Origin of the sequence: uncultured Streptococcus sp., from assembly GCF_963521865.1 — a bacterium.
Classification (GTDB): Bacteria; Bacillota; Bacilli; order Lactobacillales; family Streptococcaceae; genus Streptococcus.
Map to the genome: position 1 here is coordinate 1 of NZ_CAUQWY010000011.1, position 13,432 is coordinate 13,432.

Genomic DNA, 13,432 nt, shown 5'->3' on the forward strand with positions numbered 1-13,432 from the left:
TACTCCATTCTAGCCAATATGACCCGAATGTACCTTGAAGCAGGGAAGAAAGATGCCTGTCTATGCTTAATTCAAGAATGTCTTGATTTATCAAAAAAATGAAACGATACGATTTATTAGGTGTAGCTCAAGTACGTCTGGGAATCGTTACTGAGGAACATGCTATGATTAATAAAGGACTATCCTTACTCGAATCAACAGATGAAAGTCGATTACTAGAGGAAATGAAAAAAGAAGTTCGTGATTATTATCAAGTAGATTTTTTTGAAATAGAGACCAAACAATAACTATTACATTATGAATAAAAGCGAACATGACTTCCTAGAAAACGAAGCTGTTCGCTTTTTTTATTTTACGTTGTCAGATAGTTTATTTCACAACAGAAACATTGCCTGTTGAACCGTCGTATCGAACAGTTTCTCCATAAAAACCGGAAATTCCTTTTTCAATATGATCACGGAAATCATTAGGCAAAACTTTCATCTTCACGATTTCACCAGATTCATCTGCATAGCCCAAAATATGGTGATCTTTAGATAATAATCCGTCCATAAACATTGTGAAATATCCAGTTACAAGTTTACCATTATAATCATTGGCAGCTATTAGATAAAGTTTATTGTCATTAATTGTCAATACAGATGAGTCTAGACTAATAACTGGACTTGAATTTCTAAGATAAAGTTCAGATCCAACTTTTTGAATAGGGAAGTGAGTAGTGAATTCTGGTAGATTCGCAACCTTACGTCCATCTGCTCCAAAGTAATACTTATTTGGTAAGTTTTGGAAATTCTTTATGACAGCTTTAGGATCAATTTCTTCCCCTGGTTTTTTATTATCAGTAATTGCATCTAAAGTATTTCGTTTTATATCGCCAATCTTTTGATAAGAAAAACGTTCAACAATAGGTTTGATATACCAGGCATTCTTTTCGATAACAACTCCATCTTTCTTATGAACAAGGTGATAGTCATAACCATCAGACAAAGTAACGATATCTGTAATAACTGTATCATCAAAAGGATCTTGTTCAACCTGACTTGGAAGTCTGGTCAACATATAACCATCCTTACCAATGACATAACTTTCCCCATCACTGGCTGGAACAGCTCTGTCTGCGACCATTGCACCTGATTTTTCAAAGTAAGACCATTGACCATTTGCAGTTGCCCATCCTGTTGCCATAGCTCCACTGTCTTTTAGGTAGTACCAAGTTGATCCTTCTTTGTACCAACCTGTACGCATGGCACCACTATCTGCTAGGGAGTACCATGTATTTCCTTCCTTGTACCAGCCAGTACGCATAGCGCCACTATCTGCGAGCGAATACCAAGTGTTACCGTCTTTGAGCCAGCCTGTCTGCATTTTACCAGAACCGTCAAAGTGGTACCATGAGCCAGCATTTTGCACCCATTTGTTTTTAGCGAGACTGCCATCTTGTGAAAGATTCCAGTCAGAACCATTTTTAACCCAAGTATCTGCAGCCTGTGCTTGATTGATAGACAATAGTAGACCAGCACCTGCAAGCAAACCAAGTGTAAGTAGTTTAGATTTTTTCATAGCCATTTCCTCCAATTAGTAACAAATTATTTATGACATTTAAATTTTATTGTTACCAAACTCGTCTAGCTCCGTCAATGGATCCAATGTATTCATTGTTAGTTATGTTTACAAATTTTCTTTCAGAATTTGCGTGAACCACCTGGTTACCGCCAATATTAATTCCCACATGCGCAAGATTATTAAAGAAAATTAAATCTCCAGGTTTTTCACTACCAGTTACATCAATTCCTTGATTAAATTGAGATCTAGTATCAGTTCCTAAGTAAATGTCAAAGTTTTTATATATGGCATGTGTAAATCCTGAGCAATCTACACCCTTATTCAAGTCTGCCAAACCCCCAATATATGGGATTTTATCTACAAATGTCTCTGCATACTCAGCAATTGCCTGCCCCTTATTTTCTACGCAAACACCGTTAGGTCTGAAGAAATAAGGTTTCCCATTAACTCTATTATAATCAGTTAGTATGGAACCATCATTTGAAAGATAATACCAATTACCATCTGGGTTAATCCACTCATTTGATCTCATCCAACCTTGATCATCAAAATAATACCATTTCTCATCTAACAATTCCCAATGTTTAGCATACCCACCTGAACTATATTTGAACCACCAGCGACCATCTGTTTTCATCCAGGTTCCTTTATCATCTCTATTTTGATTAAATGCTATTTTTTCTTGATTACTTTCTACTTGAGTTAATTCTCTAGGAGAAAATCCTACCAACTTAACTTGTTCTGCGTCTTCAACCTTAATTTTACCTTCTTTAACAAGTTGATCAATTGCTTCTTTCTCGCTTGTATACTGTGAAGTTGCTTGTGATGTAGTCACTTTAGTGGTAGACGTTGTAGTTTCTGCACTAACTACATAAGTAGTTGATAACAAAGCTCCTGAAGTAAGTAATAAAGCTGCATAAGTAATATATTTTTTCATGACAAAAATCCTTTCTTCAAAATTCCTTAACGCTCTAGTGACCTTATTTTAATAGTTTACGGGGACATGATTTTAACCTCCTTTTGAGTTTATATCAATCTTTTTTTATAGTCAATATATTATTTTATCTGTTTATAACTCTATTCTACTCCCCTATAAAATGAATGTCAATCAAAAACATAAAAATATTGTGAAAAAAATATTTTATCACAATAGAGGCACTTACTCGCTTCTTTGATACTAAATCAAATCATTTCTCCAACATTATTTTATATAACTACTAAAACTCTTCATGCCCCACTAAGTGGTGCTGAAAAGCATAGACTGCAGCCTGGGTACGATCGCTGACTTCAAGTTTGGCTAGGATATTGGACACGTGGGTCTTGACCGTCTTGAGAGAGATAAAGAGTTCGTCTGCGATACGCTGATTTTCGTAGCCCTTGGCGATGAGTTGGAGAACATCTCGCTCACGCGCAGTCAGGTCCTCATGTAGTTCTATGTGATTGCGGTGGTATTCGACCTTTTTGCTGACCTCTTGCTCAATGGCCAACTCCCCAGCAGCCACCTTACGGACAGCATGGAGTAGTTCGTCTGCACTAGAAGTCTTGAGCATATAGCCCCGAGCACCAGCATTTAAAACAGGCATAATTTTTTCATTGTCCAAGTACGAAGTCACAATCAAAATCTTGGCTTCAGGCCATTCTTTGAGGATAGCCAAGGTCGCATCAATTCCATTCATCTCAGGCATGACGATATCCATGACAATAACATCTGGACGCAATTTCAAGGCCAAGTCAATACCTTGAGACCCGTTTGCCGCCTCGCCCACAACTTCTACATCGTCTTGGAGGTCAAAGTAGCTTTTCAAGCCCAATCGGACCATCTCATGGTCATCTACTAGTAAAATTTTCATCTTTACTCCTTTGTCATTCCTTATCTAACAGGGGAATACGGATATCAACTGCCAGCCCTTGCTTGGGTGCTGTCAATAACTGAACCGTCCCTGCCATATCTTCAACCCGCTCCTTAATATTGCGGAGTCCATAACTCAAATCGTCTAAACTCCCTAACTGGAAACCAATCCCATTATCCACCACCTTCAGTTGCAATTCAAAATCCGTCTGATAGAGATAGACATCCAAACAGGAGGCCTGGGCATGGCGGAGGGTATTGCTGATTAACTCTTGCAGGATACGGAAGATATGCTCCTCGATTTTCTTAGGCAATTTCGTCACATTTTGCTTGAGACTAACCTTAAGATCACTCTTGTCCTTAAGCTCTTTTAGAAGAATTTGAATTCCTTCTATCAAGCTCTTTTGTTCCAATTCAACTGGTCGCAAATGCAAGAGTAAGACCCGCAAATCCTTCTGGGCTGTTTCTAAAATAGCTGTGACACTCTGCAACTGGGTCTGCATCTTTTCTCTATCCAATTTCAAAGCCTGCTGACTGATACCCGATAAAATCATGTGAGCCGCAAACAACTCCTGACTGACTGTATCGTGCAAATCCCGAGCAATCCGCTTCCGTTCTTTCTCGATGATTTCCTCTTCCTGAGCAAGGCTGTGATTTTCAGCCTTTTGAAGAGCTTCTGTCAAAAGGTTAAGTTTGCCAGACAAGGACTTGAAACTGGCATCCAAATCTGGATCTGCAAGCTGAACCACTTCTTGCCCTGCCAATAAACGCTTGAGATTAGCCTGCATTTTTCTTAGAGAAAGCTCTTCAATACCTCGCCAAAATAAGGCTAAGAGACAGGTCATGGACATGCTGAACACCAACAACAAAAAGACAAATTTTTCTGTTTTTTCGACATCGTGCATGAAAATAGACCAGTCAAAATCAAGAATTTCCAGCAAGCTGTGGGAGAAAAATAAGACAAACAGAAAGGAGGTTAGAGCAATGATTACATAGGCTTGTTTTTTCATCCTCTGACCACCTCAACATCGCCAATCATAGTGGTCAAGAGAATCTTGACACTCTTGTTACTCTTAAGATAGTCTCTTGTTTCTTGATGATAGTGTTCATTGCGGAGAGCTCGCTTGGGATGATTAAAAAAATTCAAATCCCCATATAGACAGTTAACGCTGAGACTAACTTCTACATCTACAGGCACAATGATTTTGGTCGTGCCTACCATCTTTCTGAGGATAATGACATTATCGTGATTGGTTAAGATGACCCTCTCCAAATGAATGGTATCCTTGCCCATAAGACGAAAGAGATTGATATCATCAAACTTGCAAGTCTGGTAGCTTGAAAAATGATGGATATTGCCAAACCAACGATTTTTCTCCTTCTTAACCATTACCACCTCTTCAAAAACCAAATTGGTCTGCTCTTTTTCCTGGTTCATCATCGGATAAAGAAGAAAGAGGCTGTATATAACCGCAACAAAAATAGCTAGAATCACAAAGGGATTTAGCATGACGATGAAAAAGAAGAGAATGGTTGCCACTACTAAAAGAAGATTATTGCCCTCTTTACCAGTGTAATAGCGAATCAAAAGCAAAAAGAGGAATAAAATCAGCAGAAAACGCGAAAAATGCTCTGATACCATCAAAATCAGAGCTCCTGTCAAAAGACAGGCTTCGATAAATAAAAAGATTTTAAATTTTCTCATAGGACCATCCTCTCCCTTCTATTTTATCACAATTCAAAAAAGTCACCTCGGTCTGAAGATGGAAAAAAAGGCGGTGGTTACGCCTTTTTCATCTGATCTTTTGCTTCTTTTAATTTTCCATAAAGAAGATAGTCTACTTTTTGCAAATCTGCTATGGTTGCACACTTAAGGGCACACATGATCAAGCGTAGATCTGCTTTCCAGCCTTGGACAATGCTGATTACTTCTTCAACTGAATAGGTTTCAACCAATTCCAGAACGGTTCGAGACAGTCCTACAGCCTTAGCACCAAAGACCAAACACTTAATCATATCCAGCGGATTGCGAACACCTCCACTAACTAAGAGTTCAGCCTTGTCTTTCCAGTCTTGGGCATTGATAAGGGCCTGCATGGTGGACTGGCCCCATTGATTGAGGTAGTCACGTTGACCACTGCGACGATTTTCGATATAGGCAAAGCTGGTACCACCACGACCTGATAGATCCACTGTACGAACACCCACTTCATAGGCTCTCTCGATGGTCTTGGCATCCATTCCAAAGCCCACTTCCTTGAGGACAATCGGAACAGGGATTTGCTTGCTATAGTCTGCTAGATTCGATTGCCAGCTTCTGAACTTCCTTTCTCCCTCAGGCATGAGCAATTCCTGCATAACATTGACATGCACCTGCAGGATAAGAGGATTCATTTCTTCTACAGTCTGAAGTCCTAACTCGACAGGCTTATCCAATCCAATATTGGTTCCAAGGAGGAGATTTGGATGACTAGACTTGACAGAAAAAGAGTCATCTGCTGGATCTTTGAGGGCTGCGCTATAAGAACCCGTTACAAATAAAATACCACAGGCTTCCGCCACCTGAGCCAGCTTTTGATTGATTTCTCTACCCTTATCACTTCCACCCGTCATAGCATTGATATAGAAAGGAAAGTCCCACTTTTGACCAGCAAATTCTGTCGAAAGATCGATTTCATCCAGATCGTAAAGAGGCAGGGAAGAATGAATCAGCTCCACCTCATCAAAGCTATTATAGGAACTTTTCTGCTCAAGGGCATAGCGGATGTGCTCGTCCTTACGATTTGTCGTCATGTCCTATCCTTTCTTGGTATAAGAGCTCAATCCCCAGATCGGCCCAACGATTTTTTAAGGTTTCAGTTGATTGCTCATCAAAACTCAAGGCAATACCACAATCACCACCACCAGCGCCGCTACTCTTAGCAACAGCTTGCAAATCTTGACTGGCTTCTTTCAACTGTCTCAGCGAAGGCGTGTAAATATCTGCGCTCAAGCCTTCTAAAAGCTTGCTTGCCACTTCTACTTGCTCGATCACTTTTTCGGTTTTCCCCTGCTCCAAGGCTTCTACCAAAGAAACCACCGTTTCTTTTGAGGAACTTAAAAAATTCTGATTTATATTCTGCTTGATTTGCTTGACCATATCACTAGACACAGCTACTTCCTTGGTCCATCCCACTAGGAAATCACATTCTAAAGTTGGTTTCACTTGCGAAATTGAAAAGCCCCAATCACGCTCTAAAACTGTCGAAAAATTTTCTTCTTCCAACCAAGCTGCTATCTTCTGGCGATCAAATGACTGATAGAGAACCAATTCCTCTGCCACAATACAGGCAAGGTCTCCCATAGAACCATTGTCTCCGCGCTTGAGCAAGACAGCGCTGGCTAACTTGAACAAGAGACCCTGATCAACCGTAATATCATATAAAACCAGCAAGGCCTTGATAACCAAAACAACGATGCTACCGCTAGAACCCAAGCCAAACTTTTTCCCTTCTCGTTCCATTTTTCCACGGATTTCTAGAGAAAAAGGTCGCAAAGTCTGCCCACGATAAACGAGGAAATCTTGCACTAAAGCAACCGTTTCTTGAATCAAGCTATAGTCAGGATTTGGCGTCAAATCTATTGCGAAATCAAACAGATCTGAGTAGATACGGTAGCTGTCAGAAAAGGCAATCTCTCCCCTCATATAGATGGGAATGGCCTTTATCAAGGCCAACTGCCCTGGCTCTAAAATAGCATATTCGCCTGCCCAATAGAGTTTTCCGCAAGTTTTAACAGCAATCATCTTGACTCAAATCCTTTGTTTTTGACACAATCAAGCGATAACGTTGACCGAAGATTTCTGATAAATGCTCCAAGTCTTTCTCTTGACAGAGGACTTTGACATTGGGACCAGCATCCATAGTAAAGTAGCAGGCTTCCCCTTGCTCACGGAGCTGGCGAACAAAGTCCATGGCTTCATAAGAAGCATCCGTCAGATAAGAAAAGGCTGGTGATGCTGTTTTGGTCGTAGCGTGCATAGCCAGACCATTTTTCTCCGTTAATTCCCCAACCTTAGCAAAGTCATTTTCCTTGAGATAAACCAGCATCTCCTGATAGTCTTTCTCAGACTGACTCACCCAGTCATCAAAAGTCGTCGAAGTTTCCACACAGAGTTTCATCCCATCACGACTAGAGATTGGTTTTTTCTTGTCTTCTAGCACCAACATAATCATAGCTAGTTTCAGGTCTGTCTCGACAGGGTAAATTTCCCCGCTATCCTTGTCCCAGGCACCTAATGGTCCATAAAAACTCCGAGAGGAAGATCCTGAGGCAAACTTCGCTTCCTGCGCTAACTGACTTCTATCCAATCCAAGCTTGAAATAAGCATTACAAGCCTTGACCAGGGCAGACAAACCACTAGAACTTGAGGACAGACCCGCCGCGGTAGGCATATTGTTTTGAGTATCGATACGGACAAAGCCTTCTCCAACTGGACGGTAACGGTCAATAATTTTGCTCATCTTAGCATGCTCCGCCTCACTCTGTAGCTGACCATTGATGTAAAAGGCATCAGCTGTCGCATCCGTCGGTAGAGATGACAAAGTCGTCTCCGTGTACATATTTTCCAAAGTCAAAGAAATACTGCTAGTAGCAGGCACCATCTCTTTTTCTTTTTTCTTTCCCCAATATTTGATAATAGCAATATTTGCGTAGGAACGTACTGTTACAGGCTCTCTATCCATGTCTGAACAGCTCCTTTCTCTTCTAGTCTTTCTGCCAGTTCTTGTGCGTGTGTCAAATTGTCTGCCAAGGCTATGATACAGCCTCCAAGTCCACCACCACTCATCTTGGCACCCAGAGCACCATGGTTAAGAGCCGTTTCTACCAGATGGTCTGCCTCAGGGCTACTGACACCAATTTCTTTTAAATGCAAATGCGCTTGACTGAGGATTTGTCCCAATTCTTCAGCATCTTTTTGTGAAATCGCATCCTCTGCCTGCTGGGTCAATTCTCCCAAAGCATGCAAAAACGGTAGGGCATCCTTGCCCTTACTTTGAACCACTTGGATGGCTTCACGGGTATGACCATAAACGCCCGTGTCAGCAATCACCAAATAGGCGGATAAATCCATCTCAAGCTCTGTAAATCCTACGTTCTTAATAAAGCGAATAGGCTGGTCACTGAGACAGGTCTTGGCATCCAAACCACTTGGATTCATATGGGCAATCATCTCCGCCCGATTGACCAAGATTTCTAATACATCATGAGGCAGTTCTGCCTGATAGTAATCAAATACCGCACGAATGGCCGCTATACTGATAGCTGCTGACGAACCCATTCCCCGCTTCTCAGGGATAGCCGAGTCAATCTCACAGCGAATGCAGGCTTCTTTGATATCCAAATACTCCAACGAAGCATAAACTGCCATGGACAAGGTATCCTCCTCATAGAGACGCCAAGGACTCGCTGCAGGAACTAGCTTACAAGTCACCTCCACCTCCAAAAGAGGCAGGGAAATGGCAGGATAACCGTAAACGACTGCATGCTCCCCTATTAAAATTATCTTACTATGTGCCTGACCGACACCAACTACTTTTGTCATGTTTTCCTTTTACTAGACGAAAAAGCCGTCTCATTTTTCACACAAGTATTTATTCTTTCCTATCTATTTTATTATATTTTCACAAAAAAAGCGATTGTTTCCTTTACAATCGCCTCTTTCATTATTGAACCCATTCGCCATTATAGTTGACGTAGTAGCCATCTACAGTGGTATTCACTGCCAAAGCACCTGAGCTATAAGCATAGTACCATTTGCCATTGACCTGGAACCAACCTGTCTTCATATCTCCATTACTTGCATTTAAGTAGTACCAAGTTGAACCATCCTTATACCAGCCAGTGGCCATAGCTCCTGATGAACGAAGGTAGTACCACTTGTTACCAAGGTATTGCCAGCCTGTTTTCATATCTCCATTTGACTGGTCTAAATAATACCAAGTTGAACCATCTTGATACCAACCAGTTGCCATAGCTCCTGATGAACGGAGATAGTACCATTTATTGCCAAGTTGTTTCCAACCAGTTTGCATGATACCAGTTTCTGGATCTAGATAGTACCACGGAGCAGGTTTGCTTCTATCAATGCCAAAAGTAACATGAAAATCTTGAGTCCAACCCTTAGCAACTTCACCAATTGGTAGTGGATTGTAAGAATCATCGCCAAAATTTCCTATCTTATTTAAATAATACCAATTGCCGTCTTCATAAATCCAGCCTGTCTTTACAGCATAATGATTATCAAAATAATAAGTTCTCTTTTCAGCAGATGGAGCATATTGTTCACCGTATACTTTTCCTGTATTTTCAGACGTTTTTGCCTCTAGTACTTGTTTATCTGTTTGTTCTAGCAAAGCACCATCTTGTCCAAAATAGTACCACTTCTCCTCAAGGCCAATTTCTAAGACTGGATGATTATTAAATAAATCATCACGATAACCTGTTCCAGGAATTTCTACGTATTGCCAACCGACAACCATCTCTCCTCTATCACCAAAATAGTAGGTTTTACCGTCTATTTTATGCCAATAGATTGCTTTATGATCATCTTTTACATAATATTTTCTATTATCCTTATCAACAAATTGGCCACCTGTGGTATCTGCAAATACTACATTTGTAGCTAGCAAACCAAAGAAAAATACTGTCAGTCCAACTTGCATAATTTTTTTCAAAATTTTCATCTATATACCATCCAATATTAAATCCACTCACCAGATGAGGCGAAATTATAAACTTTACCATCGATAGTTTGACTACCTGTAACCATTGCTCCATTTGAATTGAGATAATACCAGTTTCCACCTACTTTGGTCCAACCTGTCTTCATATCTCCATTACTTGCATTTAGGTAGTACCAAGTTGAACCATCTTTCACCCAACCAGTTGCCATAGCTCCTGATGAACGAAGGTAGTACCAACGGTTACCAACATATACCCAACCTGTCTTCATATCACCATTTTTATTATCTAAATAATACCAAGTTGAACCATCTTGATACCAACCAATTGCCATAGCTCCTGATGAACGGAGATAGTACCATTTATTGCCAAGTTGTTTCCAACCAGTTTGCATGATACCAGTTGTTGGATCTAGATAGTACCAAGCTGAACCATCATTTATCCAACCTGTACGTATTTCACCACCAATATAGTCTTCTCCATTAATTTCTGTTTTAGCTAGATAATACCAGTTAGACTGGTCATAAAGCCAACCTGTCTTTAAAGAATGATCTTGATTAAAGTAATAGTTCGTGTAAAAACTCTTCTCTTCTTTATCTTCCGGATTTGTACGTTTTTCCCCATGCTTTCTTCCAACGCTGTCTTTAGTTTTAACCTCTAATGCTTCCCAACCAACAAACTCTTGTAGCACTCCATTTTTATCGAAATAGTACCATTCTGGCATTGGGGAACCTTCTAATCTTATGCCATTAGGGTAAGGACCAATTGTATATCCTTTAACTGGCATTGGAATGTATTGCCAACCAACAACCATTTCACCATTATAATCAAAATAATAGGTCTTGCCATCAATCACTCGCCAGTCGGTTTCTTTGATGTCACCCTTCTTGTAGTAGGTTCTACCATTTTCTTGGACAAATTGCCAGCCTTCTGAATCAGCATCATCCGCCAATACTGCACTTGTCGCTAGCAAACCAAAGAAAAAGACTGCTAATGCGATTTGCATCAATTTTTTTATTATTTTCATTAGACCTATCCTCCTTAACTGATTGTAGCAAATACAAAATTTTATGTCAATATATAAAGAAATTACATAAAAAGCAGTTACACAACTGCAACTGCTTTTCTATTCTTGCATGGTGTAACCAACACCACGAACGGTTTTAATGTAGCTTTTTTGACCTTTTACATCAAGCTTGCTACGTAAATAACGGATATAGACATCCACGATATTGGTTTCGGTCGCACTTTCATACTTCCAGACACTTTCCAACAACTGCTCACGAGTCAGAACTTTCTTGCTTCCCATAAGAGTAGCCAAGAGGTCATACTCACGACGCGTCAGAGCAATCATTTCCTCGCCACGATAAACGGTATGATGTTCTACATCCATACGCAGATTGCGGTAAGACGTTGGAACCTTCATCTGACTACAGTGTTGATCGATGAAGTCCCGACCTCGGAAAATCGCTGAAATACGAGCCACCAAATTCTCAATAATAACTGGCTTATAGATGTAAGAAACGGCAAAGCGTTGGACTGTCTCAATCTGATCTTGCAATTCTTCGCGATGGTCCAAGACCATGATGACTGAGGCTGGCTTAGTCCGACTCAGCTTGTCTGCAAAATCCTGGGCTGTCATATCCCCCAGTTGAGCATTCAATAAAATCAAGTCATAGTCTGTCTGAAGAGCCATGGAGAGGGCTTTTTGCCCCTCCTCAACCTGATCAACTCGGTATTGCTCTTTTTGGAGTTCCAAACTTAAAAAATGAGCTAGATTTCTTTCTTTCTCAAGTAATAAAATCCGTTTCCCCATGGCAGACCTACTTATTTTTCGTCATACCAAGAGTAGTGGAAGGTTCCTTCTTTGTCTTTACGTTGGTAAGTGTGGGCACCAAAGTAATCACGTTGCGCTTGGATCAAGTTAGCTGGAAGGTCAGCTGAACGGTAGCTATCAAAGTAAGTAATAGCTGCTGAGAAAGTTGGTACTGGTACACCAGCTTGAACAGCAAGAGCTACGATATCACGCACTGCTTGTTGATACTTAGCAGTAACATCCAAGAAGTACTCATCCAAAAGAAGGTTAGCAAGGTCTGCATCACGGTTGTAAGCATCTGTAATCTTTTGCAAGAAACGAGAACGGATGATACAGCCATCACGCCAGATAGATGCGATATCCGCAAATGGCAAGTTCCAGTTGTTTTCTTTAGAAGCTACACGCAATTGAGCAAAACCTTGTGCGTATGAAATGATTTTTGAGAAGTAAAGGGCTTGACGGATCTTTTCAATCAACTCAGCCTTGTCTCCTTCAAATTTGAAGGCAGCTGGTTTTGGAAGAACCTTGCTTGCATGCACACGTTCTTCTTTGTAAGTTGAAATGTAGCGGGCAAATACTGACTCAGTAATGAGTGACAATGGCACACCAAGGTCAAGTGATGATTGGCTAGTCCATTTACCAGTTCCCTTGTTACCTGCAGCATCAAGGATGTAGTCTACGATTGGTCCATCTTGACCTTCATCGTCTTTACGGCTCAAAATATCAGCTGTGATTTCAATCAAGTAGCTGTCCAATTCACCCTTGTTCCACTCAGTAAAAATTTCAGCCATGTCTTCTGCAGAAAGGCCTAGCAAGTGTTGCATCAAGTCATAGCTTTCTGCGATCAATTGCATATCACCGTACTCGATACCGTTGTGAACCATTTTCACATAGTGACCCGCTCCATCAGGACCGATGTAAGTCACACATGGTTTGCCATCTTCTGGTGCTTTAGCTGAGATTTCTTCAAGAACATCTGCAACCAATTCGTAGGCCTCTTTTTGTCCACCAGGCATGATAGAAGGACCTTCAAGGGCACCTTTTTCACCACCAGAAACCCCAGTACCGATAAAGTTGATACCAGAGTTTGCCAATTCTTCATTACGACGGATTGTATCTTTGTAGAAAGTGTTTCCGCCATCAATCAAGATATCACCTTTGTCAAGGTGTGGAAGAAGGGCTTGGATAGTAGCATCTGTACCAGGTCCAGCTTGAACCATGAGCATGATACGACGAGGTTTTTCGATTGAATTTACAAAACTTTCAACGTCATAGCTTGGTACAAAGTTCTTTTCAGGATGGCAAGCAATCACATCTTCCGTTTTTTCTTTACTACGGTTGTAAATAGCAACTGTGTAACCACGAGATTCAATATTAAGGGCAAGGTTACGACCCATTACGGCCATACCTACGACACCAAAGTTAGCTTTTGTCATTTGACACTCCTCTTGTTTAATTTGTTTTATTTTATCATTTTTACT

Annotated in this window: 14 protein-coding genes; 1 reads left to right on the plus strand and 13 read right to left on the minus strand. The window is 40.6% G+C overall.

The window, feature by feature from the left end:
- The first annotated feature begins 98 nt into the window (after positions 1-98).
- On the plus strand, positions 99-287 hold the full coding sequence (locus RWO85_RS04625) for a hypothetical protein (protein ID WP_314414319.1): 189 nt from the start codon (positions 99-101) through the stop codon (positions 285-287).
- A gap of 82 nt (positions 288-369) precedes the next feature.
- On the opposite strand, the gene RWO85_RS04630 is transcribed toward RWO85_RS04625, so the two are convergent.
- From RWO85_RS04630 to gndA, 13 genes are all read right to left on the minus strand, one after another.
- Positions 370-1,560, minus strand: a complete 1,191-nt coding sequence (locus RWO85_RS04630; RefSeq protein WP_314414320.1) for an N-acetylmuramoyl-L-alanine amidase family protein — start codon at positions 1,558-1,560, stop codon at positions 370-372.
- 52 nt (positions 1,561-1,612) lie between these two features.
- Positions 1,613-2,500 (minus strand): NlpC/P60 family protein, encoded by an 888-nt coding sequence (locus RWO85_RS04635; RefSeq protein WP_314414321.1) that lies wholly within the window; start codon positions 2,498-2,500, stop codon positions 1,613-1,615.
- Between the two features lie 280 nt (positions 2,501-2,780).
- Positions 2,781-3,413: a response regulator transcription factor gene (locus RWO85_RS04640; protein WP_296173915.1), complete on the minus strand. Its 633-nt coding sequence runs from the start codon at positions 3,411-3,413 to the stop codon at positions 2,781-2,783.
- 13 nt (positions 3,414-3,426) lie between these two features.
- Entirely contained in the window at positions 3,427-4,422 is a 996-nt protein-coding gene (locus RWO85_RS04645) for a sensor histidine kinase (protein WP_314414322.1), read from the minus strand.
- A complete protein-coding gene (gene liaF / locus RWO85_RS04650) occupies positions 4,419-5,117 on the minus strand; it encodes a cell wall-active antibiotics response protein LiaF (RefSeq protein ID WP_314414324.1) in 699 nt (232 codons plus the stop codon). The genes RWO85_RS04645 and liaF overlap by 4 nt, the downstream gene beginning before the upstream one ends.
- Before the next feature lie 77 nt (positions 5,118-5,194).
- Positions 5,195-6,205: a type 2 isopentenyl-diphosphate Delta-isomerase gene (fni, locus tag RWO85_RS04655; RefSeq protein ID WP_314414326.1), complete on the minus strand. Its 1,011-nt coding sequence runs from the start codon at positions 6,203-6,205 to the stop codon at positions 5,195-5,197.
- The gene (locus RWO85_RS04660) at positions 6,189-7,196 is read right to left on the minus strand and encodes a phosphomevalonate kinase (RefSeq protein ID WP_314414328.1); all 1,008 of its coding nucleotides are present in this window, start codon (positions 7,194-7,196) and stop codon (positions 6,189-6,191) included. Before RWO85_RS04660 ends, fni begins: the two co-directional genes overlap by 17 nt.
- Entirely contained in the window at positions 7,183-8,136 is a 954-nt protein-coding gene (gene mvaD / locus RWO85_RS04665; RefSeq protein WP_314414330.1) for a diphosphomevalonate decarboxylase, read from the minus strand. Before mvaD ends, RWO85_RS04660 begins: the two co-directional genes overlap by 14 nt.
- Positions 8,118-8,996 carry a mevalonate kinase gene (mvk, locus tag RWO85_RS04670; RefSeq protein WP_314414332.1) on the minus strand — a complete coding sequence of 293 codons (879 nt, stop codon included), beginning with the start codon at positions 8,994-8,996 and terminating at the stop codon, positions 8,118-8,120. The genes mvaD and mvk overlap by 19 nt, the downstream gene beginning before the upstream one ends.
- 121 nt (positions 8,997-9,117) lie before the next feature.
- A complete protein-coding gene (gene cbpC, locus RWO85_RS04675; protein WP_314414333.1) occupies positions 9,118-10,137 on the minus strand; it encodes a choline-binding protein CbpC in 1,020 nt (339 codons plus the stop codon).
- A 17-nt stretch (positions 10,138-10,154) separates the two neighbouring features.
- Positions 10,155-11,162, minus strand: coding sequence for a choline-binding protein CbpJ (cbpJ, locus tag RWO85_RS04680; protein WP_314414334.1), 1,008 nt, complete (start codon positions 11,160-11,162; stop codon positions 10,155-10,157).
- Between the two features lie 99 nt (positions 11,163-11,261).
- Positions 11,262-11,951: a response regulator transcription factor gene (locus RWO85_RS04685; RefSeq protein ID WP_314414335.1), complete on the minus strand. Its 690-nt coding sequence runs from the start codon at positions 11,949-11,951 to the stop codon at positions 11,262-11,264.
- Between the two features lie 11 nt (positions 11,952-11,962).
- Entirely contained in the window at positions 11,963-13,387 is a 1,425-nt protein-coding gene (gene gndA, locus RWO85_RS04690; protein WP_000158778.1) for an NADP-dependent phosphogluconate dehydrogenase, read from the minus strand.
- Positions 13,388-13,432: the final 45 nt, after the last annotated feature.

What these genes read in the sequence shown, in the direction of transcription:
- RWO85_RS04625 (WP_314414319.1), top strand. Translation starts at nt 99, where the DNA reads ATGAAACGATACGATTTATTAGGTGTAGCTCAAGTACGTCTGGGAATC.
- RWO85_RS04630 (WP_314414320.1), bottom strand. Translation starts at nt 1,560, where the DNA reads ATGAAAAAATCTAAACTACTTACACTTGGTTTGCTTGCAGGTGCTGGT.
- RWO85_RS04635 (WP_314414321.1), bottom strand. Translation starts at nt 2,500, where the DNA reads ATGAAAAAATATATTACTTATGCAGCTTTATTACTTACTTCAGGAGCT.
- RWO85_RS04640 (WP_296173915.1), bottom strand. Translation starts at nt 3,413, where the DNA reads ATGAAAATTTTACTAGTAGATGACCATGAGATGGTCCGATTGGGCTTG.
- RWO85_RS04645 (WP_314414322.1), bottom strand. Translation starts at nt 4,422, where the DNA reads ATGAAAAAACAAGCCTATGTAATCATTGCTCTAACCTCCTTTCTGTTT.
- liaF (WP_314414324.1), bottom strand. Translation starts at nt 5,117, where the DNA reads ATGAGAAAATTTAAAATCTTTTTATTTATCGAAGCCTGTCTTTTGACA.
- fni (WP_314414326.1), bottom strand. Translation starts at nt 6,205, where the DNA reads ATGACGACAAATCGTAAGGACGAGCACATCCGCTATGCCCTTGAGCAG.
- RWO85_RS04660 (WP_314414328.1), bottom strand. Translation starts at nt 7,196, where the DNA reads ATGATTGCTGTTAAAACTTGCGGAAAACTCTATTGGGCAGGCGAATAT.
- mvaD (WP_314414330.1), bottom strand. Translation starts at nt 8,136, where the DNA reads ATGGATAGAGAGCCTGTAACAGTACGTTCCTACGCAAATATTGCTATT.
- mvk (WP_314414332.1), bottom strand. Translation starts at nt 8,996, where the DNA reads ATGACAAAAGTAGTTGGTGTCGGTCAGGCACATAGTAAGATAATTTTA.
- cbpC (WP_314414333.1), bottom strand. Translation starts at nt 10,137, where the DNA reads ATGAAAATTTTGAAAAAAATTATGCAAGTTGGACTGACAGTATTTTTC.
- cbpJ (WP_314414334.1), bottom strand. Translation starts at nt 11,162, where the DNA reads ATGAAAATAATAAAAAAATTGATGCAAATCGCATTAGCAGTCTTTTTC.
- RWO85_RS04685 (WP_314414335.1), bottom strand. Translation starts at nt 11,951, where the DNA reads ATGGGGAAACGGATTTTATTACTTGAGAAAGAAAGAAATCTAGCTCAT.
- gndA (WP_000158778.1), bottom strand. Translation starts at nt 13,387, where the DNA reads ATGACAAAAGCTAACTTTGGTGTCGTAGGTATGGCCGTAATGGGTCGT.